Below are 19,284 nucleotides of genomic sequence, written 5' to 3'. Positions count from 1 at the left end.
TGTGCTGGCGTGAGTATGAGCTGGCTTGATACTCAGGAAAAACAGACAAACTTATCATCCGACTATTATTGCTAAAGTGCTAGTGTTTTATGTGACATTTTGATTTCTATTTTCATATTAAATATTTCTTAAGTGAGTTAACTATAATGAATGATGATTCAATTATTAAAAACTCTTCGATGCTTTTGGCCTATTTAGGTGGTTTGGGATGGGGAAGCGCCTATTTTTATGGCTGGGGCGTCTCCGCGTACTATGGTTTCCCGTGGTGGTATGTAGGCGTCGGCCCTGACAACATTGCCCGAAGTCTATTCCATGCGATTAGCCTGATGGCTATATTCATAATAGCGTGGGGAGTGGGTATTCTATTATTTTTTCTAGTAAAGCAAAAAGCACGTATCCACGACCTTAGCTTTTTACGTCTTTTTTTGGCAGCGGTTTTGTTCTTTATTCCAATTGTTATCGAGTTTTCTCTCTTAACAGAATCGTTTTTGTGGGAGCTTTTTTTTATCATTTTACTGGTGGCTTTATGCTTATCGGTGGGGATGCGTTTTTATAGTAAATTGATGCCAGTGATTTGTTTTACGCAACTCAGTTGGGTGCGAAGGCATTGTTTCACTATAGTTATGCTTGGTTTTATTATATATTTTTTTATATTTTCTTTTTTTGTTGGGATCTATAAACCACAATTAAAGAAAGAATACGAAATGATATTGTATGATGGAGGCTGGTACTACGTCCTGGCCAGATATCATGATAGTTTTATTTTGTCGAAATCCTTTACTAAAAATAACAATAGATTTATTATTTTTAGACCAGAAGATGGACACTCTTATGAAATTACCCTGGTAAAAGTCAGGCTTTAATAAAATGCTGGTTGGCAAGAGCGTGAAATGACGGCAGAACTTCCCATAGCAACGATTGAGGAAAGAACTGAGCGCCCATATCTGTAGGCTGTGGAATAGCAATGCCGGGAAGGACATGGCATGACACTTTATCTGACATTACCATTTGAGTGACAGGTTAGCAGATGTTTCAGGCCAAACCCAAGTTGAACTGGAGCGCTCAGAAGCCGATTACCTACATAACAAATATTGGCCGCAAGCTTATGCTGTGGGCGGAATATACGACCGCTATTATCCAGACTGGCTGTTAACTTATTTATTTTCCCATAGTAACCTATAACAGGCCTCCCTGAGGCATTGGCTAGCATCTGTGCATTGGAAAAACAGGCTCCATTTGCACTATAGCAACTTATAAATTTTATTTCCTCATGAGAGTTGCTAATATGGCGGATTGATTTTGAAAGTGATGATGACTGACTTGCACCGGAACCGTACCGATTTTCATGTTGAACAACAAAAGGAGCACCATGTTTACAAATCGAAATAGGCATGGATTATTACCTGAGATTGATTTCAAATTAACAATAATGATGACGCTTTTGGGTATTAAAAATCTTTCAAATAACGCTCATTTGATTTTTTGTCCACATTGACTAAGCCTGGAAAGACACAGGGTTGAGATATTTTCGCTACCCGTCGGCGGTGTATCGCAGTTGTGATGTTACGTTCTTACAAGACTGACATCTTCATATCATAACCTTTATTCATTACCACCTGGTGAGTAAATAAAAACTATTAAGCAAATATTTACTTCTGGGTAATGGGACTGGATTTACCGGCATTACCTCTGTGCCCCAGTCGGGCAGAACATTGCAGCTTAGAAAGAAAGCTTTGGTGTTTATTGTCTGTGGCCTGAAAAAGTTCCCATGAGCTGAATATGCTGAATGTGAACTGATTCTTGATGGTCTATGCCGGAAATCTATAAGCTATTGATTTTTATATTGTGTGTAATTTTACAATTACATAAACATAAAATTCTGATAGTATACCCCCCTATAGTATATGGAGGTCGAATGCCGCATTCACCTGAAGATAAAAAACGTATCCTTACCCGTGTTCGTCGCATACGCGGGCAGGTCGAAGCGCTGGAGCGGGCGCTTGAGTCTGGCGAACCTTGTCTGGCGATTCTGCAACAGATTGCCGCCGTGCGCGGCGCGTCTAATGGCCTGATGAGTGAAATGGTTGAAATCCATCTGAAAGATGAGCTGGTCAGCGGGGAGACCACGCCAGATCAGCGCGCGGTTCGGATGGCGGAAATCGGCCATCTTCTTCGCGCTTATCTAAAATAACAATTTCCCTCACCGTAACAGGAAGAGATATATGAAATCACGTGCAGCAGTTGCTTTTGGTCCCGGTCAGCCGTTAAAAATTGTCGAGATTGACGTTGCGCCGCCGAAAAAAGGCGAAGTTCTGGTCAAAATCACTCATACCGGCGTTTGCCATACCGATGCTTTTACCCTTTCCGGCGATGATCCGGAAGGCGTATTCCCGGCAGTCCTGGGTCACGAAGGCGGCGGCGTGGTAGTCGAGGTCGGCGAGGGGGTCACCAGCCTGAAACCCGGCGATCATGTTATTCCACTGTATACGGCGGAATGCGGCGAGTGTAAGTTCTGTAAGTCCGGTAAAACTAACCTTTGTCAGGCCGTACGCGCCACTCAGGGAAAAGGGCTGATGCCGGATGGCACTACCCGCTTTTCTTATAACGGCGAACCCGTTTATCACTATATGGGAACCAGCACGTTCAGCGAATATACCGTTTGCGCGGAAATTTCTCTGGCGAAAGTGAACCCGCAGGCGCCGCTGGATAAAGTGTGTCTGTTGGGCTGTGGCGTGACGACTGGTATTGGCGCCGTCCATAACACCGCTAAAGTGAAAGCGGGCGACACCGTTGCCGTTTTTGGTTTAGGCGGTATTGGGCTGGCGGTTATTCAGGGCGCGGTTCAGGCTAAAGCCGGGCGTATTTTAGCTGTCGACACGAATCCGGAAAAATTTACGCTGGCGGGCGAAATGGGGGCCACGGACTTTATTAATCCGAATGATTACGACAAACCGATCCAGGACGTTATTGTTGAGCTTACTGATGGCGGCGTAGATTTCAGTTTTGAATGTATCGGCAACGTTAACGTGATGCGAGCAGCGCTGGAATGTTGTCATAAAGGCTGGGGCGAAAGCATTATTATTGGCGTAGCGGGGGCAGGGCAGGAAATCAAAACCCGTCCCTTCCAGCTAGTGACCGGTCGCGTCTGGCGTGGCTCCGCCTTTGGCGGCGTGAAAGGGCGCACGCAGCTGCCAGGGATGGTCGAAGATGCGATGAACGGTAAAATCCGTTTAGATCCTTTTATTACTCACCGCCTGCCGCTGGAGCAGATTAACGATGCCTTTGAACTGATGCATCAGGGTAAATCCATCCGTACTGTTATCCATTTTGGCGATAACTGATTCATCCGCCAGCGGATTTTCCGCTGGCGCTTTTCTGAATTTTCTGGAATGAATGTTGTGAAAATGTGACGAAGGCGATGCTTTTCGCGATAAGCAAACGTCACGAAGTGCCGATGACTATCTAACGGGCGTGTTTTACGCATAAAACTTACAAGAGAGTCGACGGTCATGGGCAACACATTCTCGATGCAAGCCTCGCATAAACTGGGCTTCCTGCATCATATTCGGCTGGTTCCGCTGTTTTCCTCCATTCTCGGTGGCATCCTTCTTCTTTTTGCTTTGAGCGCCGGGCTGGCAGGCTATTTTCTGTTACAGGCCGATCGCGATCAGCGTGATGTCACGGACGAGATTCAGGTACGGATGGGATTATCCAACAGCGCTAACCACTTACGTACCGCACGTATCAATATGATCCACGCTGGCGCGGCGAGCCGGATTGCTGAAATGGATGAAATGAAAGCCAATATTGCCGCTGCGGAAACGCGGATCAAGCAGTCTCAGGACGGCTTTAACGCTTATATGTCCAGAGCGGTGAAAACACCCGCAGATGACGCATTGGATAACGAGTTAAACGCCCGCTACACCGCCTATATCAACGGCCTGCAACCGATGCTGAAATTTGCCAAAAATGGCATGTTCGAAGCGATCATTAATCATGAAAACGAGCAGGCAAAACAACTGGATGCCGCATATAACCATGTCCTGTTGAAAGCGATTGAACTGCGCACCGAGCGGGCGAGACTACTTAGCGAGCAGGCTTACCAACGTACCCGGCTCGGTATGATGTTTATGATTGGCGCATTTACGCTGGCGCTGGTATTGACGTTAATGACCTTCATGGCGCTGCGTCGCACGGTGATACAACCCTTGCAGCAGTCTGCGTCACGTATCGAACGCATTGCGGCCGGCGATCTGACCATGGCTGACGAGCCCACAGGACGCAGTGAAATTGGTCGCTTGAGTCATCATCTTCAGCAGATGCAGCATGCGTTGCAACAAACGGTAGGGGCGGTGCGTCAGGGGGCGGAGGAAATTTATCGAGGCACCAGCGAAATTACTGCTGGTAATACGGATTTATCTTCTCGTACTGAACAGCAGGCTGCCGCCATTGAACAAACTGCGGCCAGTATGGAACAGTTGACGGCAACCGTTAAACAGAATGCGGATAATGCGCATCACGCCAGCAAACTAGCGGAAGATGCTTCCGGTAAAGCCAGTCGCGGAGGCCAGATGGTTTCCGGGGTCGTACAAACGATGGGGAATATTTCCACCAGCTCGAAAAAAATCTCGGAAATTACCGCCGTCATTAACAGTATCGCTTTCCAGACCAACATCCTGGCGCTAAACGCGGCGGTCGAGGCGGCACGCGCCGGGGAACAAGGACGCGGTTTTGCGGTGGTCGCCAGTGAGGTTCGTACCCTCGCCAGTCGCAGCGCGCAGGCGGCAAAAGAGATTGAAGGCTTGATCGGCGCATCGGTCAGCCTGATTGAACAAGGATCTGAAGAGGTTATCGCTGCGGGGAGCACCATGAATGAGATTGTGGATGCCGTCAAACGCGTCACCGATATTATGCTCGATATCGCGGCAGCCTCTGATGAGCAAAGTCGCGGTATTGTTCAGGTCAGTCAGGCGATTTCTGAGATGGACAAGGTTACGCAACAAAACGCGTCGCTGGTCGAAGAGGCGTCCGCGGCGGCAGCTTCGCTTGAAGAACAGGCTGCCCGCTTGACGCAAGCCGTTGATGCGTTTCGTTTACAGGATACTGGCGCGACGATGCGATCATCCTTCCTTTAGTAAGCGTCGCGCCAGCGGGCTATTTTAGCCGCGGGCGCGTTTATTCTCCGACAGCCGCTATCACAGCGGCATCGATTTACGGATCGCCGCAATCAGCATTTGCGCCCCGGTTGAGAGCGGGATATCAACTCGCGTAAGAATACCTATCGGTTCGCCTGCGCTCTGGGTCGGCACGGGTAATGAGACCAGCGTCGCCTGGCGAAGATCTTCTTTAACCGCGCCAGAGGGGACGAACCAGACGTAATCGTAATCTACGGTCAGTTGTCGTGATAACGATGCGGATAGCGTTTCGATACATCCGGCAGGCATTTTACACCCCTGGCTTTGCAACAGGGCTTCCGCATTCTGGCGCGGTACCGTGCCTTTTGGCGAGACGACTACCGGCCACTCCATAACCCGACTGAGCGTGATCGTCTCATGTAACAGGGGATGACCGGGGCGTACCACTAATTTAAGCGATTCTAAAAACAGCAGTTCGTAATTTAAACCGCCCATTAATTCCGGGTCTGACATGCGGCCAATACCCAGATCGATCTCGCCTGATTTCAGACCTGCAAGCAACATCGTATTGTTCATGGTCGCGACCTGTAACGAGGTCGATTTTTGCTGTTGATGGAACCGCCCAATAGCCGCCGGGAGTATACCCAGCGCAGCGGTGGGGAGCGCGCCAACACGCACCACATCGGCGCTGGCGTCCTCTTTGCGATTCAGCGCCTGCCCGGCGGTATTCAATGCATCTAATACTTTTACCGCATGAGTCAAAAATTGTTCGCCAGGAACCGTTAATTGCGCGCCCAGTCGCCCGCGTTCGAACAGACGGGTTCCGGTGAGTTGTTCCAGTTCGTTCAGCGTTTTAGAAAGCGCTGGCTGGCTCAGGTTAAGGGTTTCAGCCGCGCGCCCCAGAGTTCCCTGTTGCGCAACGGCGACAAATGTATGAAGGTGGCGCAACCGAATGCGCTGACTAAACAGACCATTTTTTTCCATAAGCGATGTTAAAAACAGAGCCGTGCGGGTGACAAGTAAAGTTGTTTGTTTTTGATAACCTGATAGCAAAATATTATTAACATTTTACCATTTCAAGTTACAACTGTTTTATTTTACTGATGATTCAACTGCCGTTAAGCGTGTTAAGCCGCGATGTGGTCGGGGATATGCCAGCTCATGTCAATCCGTTCTGCATAATGAATTCAGACCGGATCACACTTTATAAATTCTTCTCCCCGGAATGGATGAGGTTTTCTACACTCCAGGTAACATTCACTGGAGGCATGACATTATGGCGAACACCATCACGGCAGATGAGATTCGGGAACACTTTTCGCAGGCAATGTCGGCAATGTACCAGCAGGAAGTTCCGCAGTACGGTACGTTACTGGAACTTGTGGCTGACGTGAATCTGGCGGTGCTGGAAAATAATCCCAAACAGCATGAGCAGTTGGCTAATGCCGATGAACTGGCGCGATTGAACGTGGAACGGCATGGCGCCATTCGTGTTGGCACCGCAGAAGAACTTTCTACCTTGCGTCGGATATTCGCCATCATGGGGATGTACCCAGTAAGTTATTACGATCTCTCTCAGGCGGGCGTGCCTGTGCACTCCACGGCATTTCGTCCCATTGACGAGGCTTCGCTCTCGCGTAATCCCTTTCGCATGTTCACTTCGCTATTACGCCTGGAGCTCATTGAAAACGCGGCATTACGCCAGCGGGCGGCGGAAATCTTATCGCAGCGGGATATTTTTACATCGCGCTGCCGACAATTGCTGGATGAGTACGACGAGCAGGGCGGTTTTAGTGCTGCTCAGGCCGAAGAGTTCGTCCGTGAAACGCTGGAGACTTTTCGCTGGCATCGTCAGGCTACCGTTGATGAAGAAACGTACCGCAGCCTGCATCGTGAGCATCGTTTAATTGCCGACGTGGTCTGTTTTCCGGGATGCCACATTAACCATCTGACGCCACGTACTCTGGATATCGACCGGGTACAGGCCATGATGCCGGAGTGCGGCATTACGCCTAAAATTCTTATCGAAGGTCCGCCTCGCCGCGAAGTGCCTATTCTGTTGCGGCAAACCAGTTTCAAAGCTCTGGAAGAGCAGGTGCTCTTCGTTGATGAAAAGCAGGGTACGCACACGGCGCGCTTCGGCGAAATTGAGCAACGTGGCGTCGCGCTGACGCCAAAAGGTCGTCGATTATATGACGAACTGTTGCACAAGGCGGGAACGGGTAAGGACAACTTCACGCATCAACTCCATTTGCGGGAGGTCTTTAACGCCTTTCCGGATAGCGAATTTCTGCTTCGCCAGCAGGGGCTTGCCTGGTTCCGTTATCGCTTAACGCCTTCCGGCGAGGCGCATCGTCAGGCGATCCATCCTGGCGACGATCCGCAGCCGCTTATTGAGCGCGGTTGGGTGATCGCGCAGCCGATTACCTATGAAGATTTTCTTCCGGTCAGCGCAGCCGGCATTTTTCAGTCGAATTTGGGAAATGAAACGCTGGCCAGAAGCCACGGCAATGCCAGCCGCGACGCCTTTGAACAGGCGCTGGGATGTGCTGTACGGGATGAATTTTCGTTATATCAGGAAGCGGAAGAACGCAGTAAACGCCGTTGCGGTCTGCTTTAAAAGCGGTAAGCTTCACAGGCTGTGAGGATACTGTAAAAGGAAGGCGTTATGTTGAATCCCTCCATCCCGCTGGTGGCGACGCGTCACGGTAAAATCGTGGGCGTCGTACAGGAAGAAATCCATATCTGGCGCGGTATACCTTATGCCGCGCCGCCAACAGGGGAGCTACGCTGGCGTGCGCCGCAGCCTGTTACGCCCTGGCAGGATGTGCGCCAGGCGGATTGTTTCTCCTGCGCCAGTTGGCAGGATATTACCTGGTGTCGTGAACTCGGCGGCGGCGATCCGGGAAATTTTTCCGCAGACTGTCTCTACCTGAACGTCTGGGCTCCCGCCGTACGTCATGAACCGTTGCCGGTCATGGTCTGGCTACACGGCGGCGGTTACACTATTGGCGCGGGAAGTTTGCCGCCCTATGACGGTCAAGCGCTGGCGAAGCGCGGCGCGATCGTGGTGACGGTCAATTATCGGCTTGGCCATCTGGGCTTTTTCGCGCATCCGGCGCTGGAAGGCGAAGAGGCGGAGTGTATTCATAATTTCGCTTTACTCGATCAAATCGCTGCGCTGCGTTGGGTGCAGGACAATATTGCCGCATTTGGCGGCGATACGCAGAATGTGACGTTATTTGGCGAATCCGCCGGCGCCCGCAGCGTGCTGTCGTTGATGGCTTCGCCGTTGGCGAAGGGGCTTTTTCATAAAGCGATTATTCAGAGTGGTTATACGCTGCCGGATACGCCCCGCGAGGTGGCGCTAAAAAAAGGCGTTGCGCTGGCAGAACATCTTGGCTTAGCCCATGCCACTGCCGAACAGCTACGCGCTTTACCGGCAGAGACGTTTTGGCCGCTGGACGCGCCTTTTAAAATTGCGCCGACGCCGATTTCCGGCGACGTCGTGCTGCCGCATCCGATGCTGGAAACCTTCTTTGCGGCGAAACAGCATCCGATACCGGTGATGATCGGCTCGAATAGCGATGAAGCCAGCGTATTGGCAGTTTTTGGCGTCGATATTGCCGGTCAAATTCAAAAAATGCGCCGTGAGCGGCGTGTTGGCCTGGGGTTAATCCGGCTGCTTTATCCTGGAGTGAAAGGCGACGAAGCACTAGGGCGGCAGGTCTGTCGGGATATGGTATTTACCACGTTGGGTTATGTCGTCATGCAAGCGCAGCAGCGGATCGGCGAACCGTGCTGGCGTTACTGGTTTGATTATGTCGCCGAAGCGGAGCATAACACCTACGCGAATGGCGCCTGTCATGGCAATGAAATACCGTATGTATTCGATACGTTAACGCGGGCTGAGCCCACATGCCATTATGTGAATGAGAATGACCTGGCCTTTGCCTCGCAGGTGGCGGATTACTGGGTGAATTTCGCTCGTCATGCCAGCCGCACGCGCGACGTGCTGCACGGCCCGGTTCGCTGGCCCGCCAGCATTCGGGGGCGAGATCGTCTGTTGCGGATTGGGCTGAACAAACTTGCCGGTTTTAAAGTGGAAAACCGCTTTATGCGTGCGCGTCTGGCGCTGTTTAAACGAGTCATGAAACATCACGTTAGTCTGGAATAAACTTTTCATAACCTGAAGAATGCTGCGTGAGGTTTACATCCGATTCGGTCGGTTCTTATCGACATAAAATATTTACGCTTTTGCACAGTTTCCAGGCGACCAACAATTGGATTATTAATGAATTTTGTCTAGAGTGAGCGGTCAGAAACGGGCACATTCTTGCTGCTGAAAAAACCAGCGCGGGACCATTCACAAGACCAGAAGGACTCATTTTCAGGTATGAATCGTAGACGATTTATTAAAGGTTCAATGGCAATGGCCGCCGTGTGCGGTTCCAGCGGTATTGCTTCACTCTTTTCTCAGGCGGCGTTTGCCGCGGAATCCGATATTGCGAATGGTAAAATTGTCCGTTTTGATTTTGCTGGTCTGCAATCAATGGCCCAGGCGTTAGCGAAAAAGCCCTGGGGTGGCGCGCCGGGACCCTTGCCGGATACGCTCGCCAATCTGACGCCGCAGGCCTATAACAGCATTCAGTATGACGCGGCGCATTCACTCTGGAACGGTGTTGCCAACCGGCAGCTCGATATTCAGTTTTTCCACGTAGGGATGGGCTTCCGTCGTCGCGTACGCATGTTTTCCGTTGATACGACGACGCATCTTGCTCGCGAGATTCATTTTCGCCCGGAACTGTTTAAATACAACGATGCCGGCGTTGATACGACGCAACTGGAAGGGCAGAGCGATCTCGGTTTCGCCGGTTTCCGTGTCTTTAAAGCGCCGGAACTGGCGCGGCGCGATGTCGTCTCCTTCCTGGGCGCCAGTTATTTCCGGGCGGTAGATGATACTTATCAGTATGGCCTGTCGGCTCGCGGGCTGGCGATAGATACCTATACTGACGGTCAGGAAGAGTTCCCTGACTTCACCGCATTCTGGTTTGACACCGCGAAGCCGGGCGATACTACGTTTACCGTTTACGCTCTGCTGGACAGCGCCAGCGTGACGGGCGCGTATAAATTTGTGATTCATTGCGAAAAATCGCAGGTGATCATGGATGTAGAAAACCATCTCTACGCCCGTAAAGATATTAAGCAACTTGGCATTGCGCCGATGACCAGTATGTTTAGCTGTGGGAATAATGAACGCCGGGTATGCGACACCATTCATCCGCAAATTCACGATTCCGATCGGCTGGCGATGTGGCGGGGTAACGGCGAGTGGATTTGCCGCCCGCTGAATAATCCGCAGAAATTGCAGTTCAATGCATATATGGACGATAACCCAAAAGGGTTCGGCCTGCTGCAACTCGATCGCGATTTCTCGCATTATCAGGATGTGATGGGCTGGTACAACAAACGTCCGAGCCTGTGGGTGGAGCCGCGCAGTAAGTGGGGGAAAGGCGCGGTTAGCCTGATGGAGATCCCAACCACTGGCGAAACTCTGGATAATGTGGTCTGTTTCTGGCAGCCGGAAAAAGCGATCAAAGCCGGGGATACGCTGGCGTTTAATTATCGTTTGTACTGGAGCGCGCAGCCGCCGGTACAATCTCCGCTTGCGCGGGTCATGGCGACCCGTACAGGGATGGGCGGCTTTCCCGAAGGTTGGGCGCCGGGCGAACATTACCCGGATAAATGGGCGCGCCGTTTTGCTATTGATTTTGTCGGCGGCGATCTGAAAGCGGCCGCGCCAAAAGGCATTGAGCCGGTAATTACACTCTCCAGCGGTGAGGCGAAGCAGATTGAGATCCTCTACGTAGAGCCTTTCGACGGTTATCGTATCCAGTTTGACTGGTATCCGACCTCGGATTCTACGGCACCGGTGGATATGCGTATGTTCCTGCGCTGCCAGGGGGAGGCTATCAGCGAAACCTGGCTGTATCAGTATTTCCCGCCCGCGCCGGATAAGCGCCGTTATGTCGACGATCGTATCATGCGTTAGTCATTTTGCCTTCTGTACCGCCACAAAGGCGGTACAGGTTGCGGAAATTGCCCTGACATAAACTCATTCGTGATCCGCTGTTTTTGTGACACGGCCTTTTCATCGTTCTATTTTTGCAACAGTCCTTCCTGTTTATCCCTCTCGATCCTACGGACAGGGAACATTAAGATAGCTTCACCTTATTTAAGATATAAAGTGAATATAATGAAAAAGAGCTTTCTTGGTGTTGTCCTGTCTCTGGGTTTATTAAGTGCTGCTCATGCAGATGTATATAAATTTGATAATACGCATACCAATGCGGTATTTAATATCGATCATTTCCAGACCTCAACCAATCATGGCGGGTTTTATGCTATTAGCGGCGAACTGAAATATCAGCCGGAAAAGCAAGATGCAGAGATGCGCGTGACGATTCCCGTGAGCGCCTTAAATACCGGGGTGGATGCGTTTGATAACCATATTCGCAGTAGCGATATTCTGGATGCGGAAAAATATCCAGAAATAGTATTTAAATCGACAAAATGGCATTTTGAAGATAATAAACCAGTTTCTATTGACGGTTTGTTAACAATGAAGGGAGTAACTAAGCCCGTCACCTTAACCACCACCAAGTTTGGCTGTTATATGAGCCCGATATTCAAGGCACAGGTTTGCGGCGGTGATTTTGTCACGCAAATAGATCGCACCCAGTGGGGTGTAGATTATCTGGTCGATATGGGGATGACGAAAGTTGTCGATATAAAAATCCAGGCAGAAGCGGTTAAGCAATAAAGGGAATAATGATGAAAACTCATCACCTCATTCGGGTAGTGGCCTCGCTGGCAATGTTGGCAACATCAGGCCTGGCTTATGCTGAAGAGTACAAAGCCAGTACGGACGAAAAAGCAATAAAAATGACGAACGTAGCCTCCCTGGAAGCGCGCGTTCAGGCCAAAATGGAGAAAGGGGCATTTGGTTATATTCGCGGTGGAGCCGAAGATGAGAATAACCTTCGCAGCAACACCGAAAGCTTTGACAAAAAATATATTATGCCGCGCGTATTACAGGGCATTGAGTTAAAAGAGATCGATTTATCAACGCAGCTACTGGGTATTCCGCTTAAAACGCCTATAATCCAGGCACCGATGGCGGCGCAGGGCCTGGCCCACGCCTCCGGAGAGTTGGCGACGGCGAAAGGCATGGCGCAGGTCGGTTCGATTTTCTCGTTGAGCACCTATGGCAACAAGACCATCGAAGAGGTGGCTAACGTTTCCGGGAAAAATCCGTTCTTCTTCCAGCTTTATATGAGTAAGAATAATCAATTTAACGAATTTATTCTTGCACAAGCGGTAAAGCATGGCGCTAAAGCGATTATTCTGACCGTAGATTCGCCTGTCGGTGGTTATCGGGAAGAAGATATTAAAAATAACTTCCAGTTCCCGTTGGGCTTTGCAAACCTGGAAATGTTCGCCAGAAAAAATGACGATGGTTCAAAAACCGGCAAAGGGGCAGGGATAAGTGAAATTTACGCGCAGGCTAAACAAGCCTTTACGCCGGAGGATATTGCCTATGTACATCGTATTTCCGGTCTGCCGGTTATCGTAAAAGGCATTCAGTCGCCGGAGGATGCTGAAATTGCTATCCAGGCCGGGGCCGCAGGAATATGGGTTTCTAACCATGGTGGCCGTCAATTAGACAGCGGGCCGTCCTCATTCGATATGCTTCCTGCGATTGCAAAAGTCGTCAACAAGCGAGTGCCTGTTATTTTTGACAGTGGAGTACGCCGTGGTTCGCACGTATTCAAAGCGTTAGCCAGCGGGGCGGATATTGTGGCGGTTGGCCGGCCTGTATTATACGGTCTTAATCTTGGCGGCGCTCAGGGTGTGGCATCAGTGATTGAACAGCTAAACAAAGAGCTGACAATTAACATGATGTTGGGTGGCGCCAGAAATATTGAACAAGTGAAAACGACACGCTTGTTAACTGAAAAAGATCTGCCCCAGTAATATAAAGGTCGGGTACTATACCCGACCTTTTCCTGTATGATTTCCCTCAACAACGCTTTCGGTAGAAAATGACGCGCTCTGTTTCCTCAAATCCTAACGCCTGGTGAACTTTCTGGGAAATTGTATTTTCCGGCGAGGTATCGGAGGCCATTTCCCGACACCCTTTATTCGTTCCCCATCGTTGCACCGCTGCAATCAATTGTTTCGCTACGCCGCGTTGACGGAATGAGGGGAGAACAAAAATACCTTCAAGGAAAGCCACGGGCGAACTGTCACAGCCATTGACATAATCGTGGCGGATTGAGGCATCCGCAAAGCCAATCGCCACCCCGTCTGCCATCGCAATAAATGATGCCAGATGATCGGTTTGCAGAATTTCTTCGCCGTCCGCCAGATGGGCGTCATCCGGGTGACCAGGCCAGAGCTGTTTTCGCAATCCGCGCCAGAGCTCCAGATGGGTTTTGTTCATTTGCCTGATGTCCATTAACGCGCTCCTGATGAGGGGTCTGGCATGATGAGACGGCATCCCGCCTGCTGATAACGTCGGGCGATAGCAGACGGGAGCGCGCTGTCGCTAAGAATGGTAGTAATACAGGACAGCGTCGCCACCGCATGGGGTTCTACAGTATCAAACTTTGAGTGATCGGCCATCAATATGACCTCGCGTGAGCGCTGAATAATGCGCGTTTTGACGCCTACTTCAAACATGGTAGCGTTGGTGATGCCCGTTTCAATCGACAGCGCATCGCAGGAGATAAAGGCGTGTTCAACGGCAAAGGCGTTAATCATCTCCAGCGCCAGACTCTCGCCCACCGAAAAGTAACCGGGGCGAATCAGTCCGCCAATAATGTAGCTCTCTACGTGTGGGAAGCCACCCAGTTCGTTAGCGATTTTGATGTCATTGCAAATGACTTTTACTTTGGCGTCGACCAGACATTTTGCCAGTTCCAGACAGGTGGAGCCGGAGTCGAGAAAAAAGCAGTCTCCATCCTTGATGAACGTGCGGGCGAGGGCGGCGATTTCGCGTTTCGCCTCGCTTTGTAACGTTCGCTTAACGTCGAAAACATATTCTTTATCTTCCGTACTGTCGTCGAAGTCAATACAACCATGGCCGCGAACCATACCGGGATAACGGCTGGCAATATAGTGAAAATCCCGGCGCACGGTTGCCTCTGCATAGCCAAAAAGCTCAATAGCTTGTTGTGTTGAGAGGTGCCTGTGTTGCCAAAGGTAATGCAACATCTGTTTGATACGGTCGGGGCGCTGTTGGCTCATCAGCATATGACTCCTTTATAGCGCGGTGAATTGTGACAACGTCACATCATAGTTCGCCGTCGTGAACAACGCCCGGCCAATCACCAGATGCTGTGCGCCTGCGGCGGTAAGCAGCCGTGCGGCGCGAAGTGTAATACCGCCGTCCGCCCAGCATTCCGCAGCAGGGAAATGCTCTCTGCTTTGGCTCACTTTTTCACACATCGTGGCGATAAATTGCTGCCCGCGCCCGTCAGGTTCGCTGGTCATGATCATCAGCGCATCCAGTTGCAATGCCAGATAACGATAAGGCAATAGCGGCGTTGCCGGGTTAAGCGCCAGTCCTGCTTTCGCCCCGATAGCGCGAATATCCGCCAGAATCTCCGAGGGGTTTTGCACGCTTTCGGCATGAATGAAAATCCAGCCGGGGCGGATAGCTGCAAGCCAGGGTAACCAGCGTTGCGGTGATGAGACCATCAGGTGAAATGAGAGCGGATGGCGAGTGTGTTGTGCGACTGCCTGAATGGTTTTCATACCGAAGGTAATATTGTTGATGAAACTGGTATCTTCGATATCCAGATGCAGCGAGCCGAGAGGCGCATCGTGTAAAGCGGTCAACGCCTCGGCATAGCGCAGCGGATCGGCGGAGGCCAGTGAAGGGTGCAGGATCATCGAAACCTCCATCAGCGCAATGCGGTTAATTGCGCGAAAAGCGCGGCGTCATTTGGCGCATCTTGCAGCATCGCGACGCTTTCCGGCGAGTCGAGCCACTGGCTGATGCGTTGAATGGTGCGAATATGTGCTTCGGCATCCGTGGCGCTGGCGCAAAGCAACAGCCAGATGGGATCGCAATCCGCATTACCGAAAGCGACTGGCGTTGATAGCGTAGTGACGCTGATTTGATTATGGTTAGCGCCTTGCTCCGGTCTGGCATGAGGCAGCGCAATCCCCGGCGCGATAAGATAATATGGCCCCCATTTAAGGGTGTTCTCAATAATACCGTCCAGGTAGCAGGGGGCCGCCGCGCCGAAGGTAATCAGCGGACGAACGGCGATATCCAGCGCGTGTCGCCAGTCGCTGGCATGGCGTTGCGCCTGAACCCACTTAACATCATTAATCATCGATCGTTGACTCCTTGCCGGTTCGGGTTACTCTGAAACCGATCCCCGGCGTGTCTTTTGGCGAAGGCGACGGAGATCGGCAGAAGAGTTATCGCTCTCTGCAGGGGATAAGCGTTTTGCTTATCCCCATTTTATTGTCGGATATGGCGTACTTTCTCCATAAACTTCGCCACGCGCGCCTGGTCGACAAAGTTGGCGAAGACGCCGTCTTTTTTAAACGTGGTTGCCGTTACGCATCCGTCGGCAATGCAGAGCTGCTCCTCGACGTTTTCCAGACACACCCCGGTATTCGCCAGCACGACCGTGTCGGGAACGGTCTCTTTTACCCGCTTCAGTATGGCGCTATCCGTGCGAGCGCCCGCCGTCAGCCCCGAGACGCACAGGGCATCGGGGTTATTGTTAAATACGGTCGATTTCGCAATTGAACAGACATCGCGGTTTCCCAGATACACCGCCGCTTCCGGCACGATGTTAAACAGCGTTTTCACGTGGCCTGCGCCGATGCGATGCTGATGGCGAATGGTTTCGCCAACATTCGTATCCCAGACGCCAAAATCGCTGGCGTAAGCGCCGGTGAAAATTTCGCGAATAAATTTTGCGTCGGTCGCCATCGCCAAATCAAACGAGGCCACAGGGTCCCACAACACGTTTACCCCAAACGGTACGCGGATTTCACTCATTAACTGACCGATGATTCTTGCCATCGCGGTGGTCGTTTCCGGTCTGACTTTCGTTAAATAAGGCAGACTAAATTCGTTGGAGAACATCACCGCATCCACGCCGCCATTTTGTAGCGCCATTAAATCGTCATGGGCGCGGTCAATTACCCAGTTCATGCCTTTCCTGGTATCGAACCCGGGATCGCCCGGCAACGCCCGTAAATGGCACATGGCGATAACGGCTTTTTCTGTTCCTATTACCTCTTTTAGCCAACTCATTCTGGGTTGCTCCTTATTCCGGTAGTTCACGTTTACGTAAGACAAGTATGATGCTGGCGACAATGCCGACCACAATAACCACGCCAATCATGCCCAGCGACATCAATTCAGATATTGACCAGCCAAACATATTTCCCACCGACAGCGCGGTAATTTGCGCGTTTTCAGCGGCGAAGCTAAAGCCGCCTTTGAGCGCCATATCGGTAAAGTACGGTGCGAACTGGGTGGCGATCAGCAAAACGGTAATCATGACAATGATGCCGCTGAGCAGAGTACGAATCAGATCGCCGCGATGAATAACCGTGGCCATGCAGATAAAAAATGGCGCGACCGGTAAATCAGCCAGCGGCAGGACTTTATTGCCCGGCAGTATGCTCGCCAGAATTAACATGATGGGAATTAACAGCAGCCCAACCGCGATGGTGGTCGGGTGGCCTAACGTCACTGCGGTATCCAGACCGATAAAGACTTCGCGCCCTTTAAAGTGTTTCTGGAAGAACTTACGCGCGCCGTCGGAAATGGGCATTAACCCCTCAACGATAAGGCGAATCATGCGCGGAAACAGCACCATAATCGCCGCCACGGTAATCATTAAGGTTGCGCACCCTTTAAAGCCTTCGCCTGCGGCAAGTCCGAAGATCAGCCCGAGAACAACGCCAATGATCACCGGGTCGCCGACCATCCCATACCGTTTTTGGATCTCCTGAGCGTCAATATTGCGTCCTTTCATAAACGGTATTTTTTCGTATATCGCATCCAGCAATACGAACAACGGCACGGAACTGGAGCCATACCCTTGCGGAATAGAAATCCCTTCCAGACCCACAATGTTCTGTACTCGTTTCGCCGTCCAGTCGGCCATTTTCAACGACAAGGCGGCGTGACAAATCGCGCCCAGTACGCCATAAATCAGACTGCCGGTCATCAACTGGACGACCGTTCCGGTAATGGCGTAGTGCCAGTAGTTATAAATATCAACGTTCATGGTTTTGGTCAGACGAGTCACCAGCATACCGACGTTGAGCAGAAAGATAACGGGAATGATCATCGCGCCGATGGCCGTCGCATAGCCGACGCCGGATGCGGGCCCGGCGCCGACGTCAAACACATGCAGCGTCAGGCCAAAACGCTCAATCATCACTTTAATCGGCGGACTGAGACTGTCGATCGCCATGACGATCACCAGCCCCATGCCGACAAAACCGATGCCGACCGTCACCCCGGCTTTCACCGCCTGCAGCCAGGGAATACGAAAGATTAAGCCGATGATAATCATAATGATGGGCACAAAAACGGTGCCGCCGAGAGACAGGATGTAATCAAACATAATGCCCCCTTTATTGTGTTAACAGCGCCTTGATTTCTTGTTTTAATGCGTCGTCGTTGATGCCTGTCAGCAGGGCGGCGCCGTTGAGCGTCGGGATGCCATAGTCACTGTGCGTACGCATGGACGTTACGATGAGATCCATACCGTTACAGTTCAACGGGATCTCATTCAGACAACATTGCGCCGTGGTTGCCGCAATGCCTTGCTCCGCAAGAAAGTCCTGCAGTTTTTGTGCAATCATGGTTGATGTCGACATGCCGGTACCACATGCCACAAGGATCTTTTTCATCATGGTCGTGCCTCTTGTGTAGCGCCTGTTTCAGGCTCAATGGGAAACTGTTCTGGCGACATATTGGCCAGCGCAGTCAGTAAACGGATACAATCAGTCAGGTCGCGCAGGCTGGCTACTTCGGCTGGCGAGTGGGTATAGCGGCAGGGAATAGAAAGACTGGCGCAGGGAATACCGTCCAGTTCAACCTGAATGTAGCCGGTTTCGGTGATGACGCCTGGCGCGACTTCACGCTGTACGGGAATATTATTTTCGTGCGCGGTGGTCTCCAGCATCCGCAGCAAACGCGGCGGCGTAATCAGTCCCGCCAACGTACCGCGTCCGTGATAGTTCAGACAGGTGATGCCGACGCCGTGGTTGACCCGCACATCCGAGTAATCCTGCAGGTCAGGCGTGTCGCAGGATGGGGTGATATCAATACCAATCGCCAGGTCGGGGCGCACGCGTCGTAAAACGGGAACAATCCCGCGAATATTGAACTCTTCCTGTACCGACGCGACCAGGAACACCGCGATATCGAGCGGTGTGGAGGCGAGAGCCTCGGCGACGCCCAGTAGCGCCGTACACCCCAGTCTGTCATCCAGCGCCTTACTGCATACCAGGTCGTTGCCCAGACAGTGCGGCGGGTTGTAAAGGGTTACTGGCGTCCCCACCTGAATACCCATTCGTTCGGCATCCGCTTTATCTTTTGCGCCGATATCAATCCAGAGTTTATCGAGCGCGGGAGGCTGGGTGCGCTCGTCACCCTTCGCGAAGTGATATGCTTTAATACCGATACAGCCCATGATATCGCCTGAGCGTCCGGCAAGCGTCACAATCGAACCGGGCATAGTAATTTGCGCCGGGCCGCCCACGCGTTCAAAATGTAAAAAACCGGAGGGTTCGATCTTGCGTACCATAAAACCCACTTCATCCATATGCGCAAAAATCATCAGGCGAAGCGCGTCAGATTTATCGCTGCCATAACGGGCGACGACATTGCCTAAGCGATCCCGCCAGACGTCTTTGGCCTGCTGTTCAAACGCGTGCTGCATAACGTTTGCAATACTGTTTTCATGTCCTGAAATCCCGTTTAGCCGCAGTAAAGAAAAAAGCGTTTCCTGCACAGAAAAGGTCATTGGCGTCTCCGTGGTGATAAAACAATCAGTCGTTGAGCGTTTTATAGGCGGAGAATGGTTGGATAAGT

Annotated in this window: 19 protein-coding genes; 9 read left to right on the top strand and 10 right to left on the bottom strand. The window is 51.3% G+C overall.

Annotated elements, in window-relative coordinates; genetic code table 11:
- Nucleotides 1-146 precede the first annotated feature (146 nt).
- A complete protein-coding gene (locus J4728_RS14435) occupies nt 147-863 on the top strand; it encodes a membrane protein (protein ID WP_000997196.1) in 717 nt (238 codons plus the stop codon).
- Nucleotides 864-991: 128 nt separating this feature from the next.
- Here the strand turns inward: J4728_RS14435 and steB are convergent, their stop codons facing one another.
- Nucleotides 992-1,393 (bottom strand): type III secretion system effector SteB, encoded by a 402-nt coding sequence (gene steB / locus J4728_RS14430; RefSeq protein WP_001540100.1) that lies wholly within the window; start codon nt 1,391-1,393, stop codon nt 992-994.
- A gap of 522 nt (nt 1,394-1,915) precedes the next feature.
- On the opposite strand from steB, the gene J4728_RS14425 reads away from it, so the two are divergent.
- The 3 genes from J4728_RS14425 to J4728_RS14415 all read left to right on the top strand — a co-directional run bounded on the left by J4728_RS14425 (nt 1,916) and on the right by J4728_RS14415 (nt 5,135).
- A complete protein-coding gene (locus J4728_RS14425) occupies nt 1,916-2,191 on the top strand; it encodes a metal/formaldehyde-sensitive transcriptional repressor (RefSeq protein ID WP_001120770.1) in 276 nt (91 codons plus the stop codon).
- Nucleotides 2,192-2,222: 31 nt separating this feature from the next.
- Nucleotides 2,223-3,341, top strand: a complete 1,119-nt coding sequence (locus tag J4728_RS14420) for an S-(hydroxymethyl)glutathione dehydrogenase/class III alcohol dehydrogenase (RefSeq protein ID WP_000842141.1) — start codon at nt 2,223-2,225, stop codon at nt 3,339-3,341.
- Between the two features lie 168 nt (nt 3,342-3,509).
- The gene (locus tag J4728_RS14415; protein ID WP_076031759.1) at nt 3,510-5,135 is read left to right on the top strand and encodes a methyl-accepting chemotaxis protein; all 1,626 of its coding nucleotides are present in this window, start codon (nt 3,510-3,512) and stop codon (nt 5,133-5,135) included.
- A 60-nt stretch (nt 5,136-5,195) separates the two neighbouring features.
- Here J4728_RS14415 and J4728_RS14410 read toward each other — a convergent pair whose 3' ends face one another.
- Complete coding sequence (locus J4728_RS14410) at nt 5,196-6,119, bottom strand: LysR substrate-binding domain-containing protein (RefSeq protein WP_208211959.1); 924 nt, start codon at nt 6,117-6,119, stop codon at nt 5,196-5,198.
- 292 nt (nt 6,120-6,411) lie between these two features.
- On the opposite strand from J4728_RS14410, the gene J4728_RS14405 reads away from it, so the two are divergent.
- The 5 genes from J4728_RS14405 (at nt 6,412) to J4728_RS14385 (ending at nt 13,172) form a co-directional block, all read left to right on the top strand.
- A complete protein-coding gene (locus tag J4728_RS14405) occupies nt 6,412-7,755 on the top strand; it encodes a VOC family protein (RefSeq protein ID WP_208211957.1) in 1,344 nt (447 codons plus the stop codon).
- A 48-nt stretch (nt 7,756-7,803) separates the two neighbouring features.
- On the top strand, nt 7,804-9,312 hold the full coding sequence (locus tag J4728_RS14400; protein WP_208211955.1) for a carboxylesterase/lipase family protein: 1,509 nt from the start codon (nt 7,804-7,806) through the stop codon (nt 9,310-9,312).
- A gap of 219 nt (nt 9,313-9,531) precedes the next feature.
- Nucleotides 9,532-11,187, top strand: coding sequence for a glucan biosynthesis protein D (locus J4728_RS14395; RefSeq protein ID WP_208211953.1), 1,656 nt, complete (start codon nt 9,532-9,534; stop codon nt 11,185-11,187).
- 195 nt (nt 11,188-11,382) lie between these two features.
- Entirely contained in the window at nt 11,383-11,958 is a 576-nt protein-coding gene (locus J4728_RS14390; protein WP_001024326.1) for a YceI family protein, read from the top strand.
- A gap of 11 nt (nt 11,959-11,969) precedes the next feature.
- Nucleotides 11,970-13,172: a lactate oxidase gene (locus J4728_RS14385; RefSeq protein WP_000848077.1), complete on the top strand. Its 1,203-nt coding sequence runs from the start codon at nt 11,970-11,972 to the stop codon at nt 13,170-13,172.
- Between the two features lie 46 nt (nt 13,173-13,218).
- On the opposite strand, the gene aac(6') is transcribed toward J4728_RS14385, so the two are convergent.
- From aac(6') to J4728_RS14345, 8 genes are all read right to left on the bottom strand, one after another.
- A complete protein-coding gene (gene aac(6'), locus J4728_RS14380) occupies nt 13,219-13,656 on the bottom strand; it encodes a cryptic aminoglycoside N-acetyltransferase AAC(6')-Iy/Iaa (protein ID WP_000354860.1) in 438 nt (145 codons plus the stop codon).
- A complete protein-coding gene (locus J4728_RS14375; RefSeq protein WP_208211951.1) occupies nt 13,656-14,447 on the bottom strand; it encodes a DeoR/GlpR family DNA-binding transcription regulator in 792 nt (263 codons plus the stop codon). The genes aac(6') and J4728_RS14375 overlap by 1 nt, the downstream gene beginning before the upstream one ends.
- A gap of 15 nt (nt 14,448-14,462) precedes the next feature.
- Nucleotides 14,463-15,095, bottom strand: coding sequence for a ribulose-phosphate 3 epimerase family protein (locus tag J4728_RS14370; RefSeq protein WP_208211949.1), 633 nt, complete (start codon nt 15,093-15,095; stop codon nt 14,463-14,465).
- A gap of 11 nt (nt 15,096-15,106) precedes the next feature.
- The gene (gene sgcA, locus J4728_RS14365) at nt 15,107-15,544 is read right to left on the bottom strand and encodes an SgcA family PTS sugar transporter subunit IIA (RefSeq protein WP_000606458.1); all 438 of its coding nucleotides are present in this window, start codon (nt 15,542-15,544) and stop codon (nt 15,107-15,109) included.
- Between the two features lie 131 nt (nt 15,545-15,675).
- Entirely contained in the window at nt 15,676-16,482 is an 807-nt protein-coding gene (gene sgcQ, locus J4728_RS14360) for a BtpA family protein SgcQ (protein WP_000118619.1), read from the bottom strand.
- 13 nt (nt 16,483-16,495) lie between these two features.
- Nucleotides 16,496-17,809, bottom strand: a complete 1,314-nt coding sequence (gene sgcC / locus J4728_RS14355) for a PTS sugar transporter subunit IIC SgcC (RefSeq protein ID WP_000460835.1) — start codon at nt 17,807-17,809, stop codon at nt 16,496-16,498.
- A gap of 10 nt (nt 17,810-17,819) precedes the next feature.
- Complete coding sequence (sgcB, locus tag J4728_RS14350; RefSeq protein WP_000976132.1) at nt 17,820-18,101, bottom strand: PTS sugar transporter subunit IIB SgcB; 282 nt, start codon at nt 18,099-18,101, stop codon at nt 17,820-17,822.
- Nucleotides 18,098-19,216 carry a M42 family metallopeptidase gene (locus J4728_RS14345; protein WP_208211947.1) on the bottom strand — a complete coding sequence of 373 codons (1,119 nt, stop codon included), beginning with the start codon at nt 19,214-19,216 and terminating at the stop codon, nt 18,098-18,100. The genes sgcB and J4728_RS14345 overlap by 4 nt, the downstream gene beginning before the upstream one ends.
- Nucleotides 19,217-19,284 lie beyond the last annotated feature (68 nt).

The sequence above is a fragment of the Salmonella sp. 32070601201500089SM genome (assembly GCF_017573605.1).
Taxonomy (GTDB): Bacteria; Pseudomonadota; Gammaproteobacteria; order Enterobacterales; family Enterobacteriaceae; genus Salmonella; species Salmonella enterica.
This window is presented reverse-complemented; position numbering and strand designations above follow the sequence as displayed.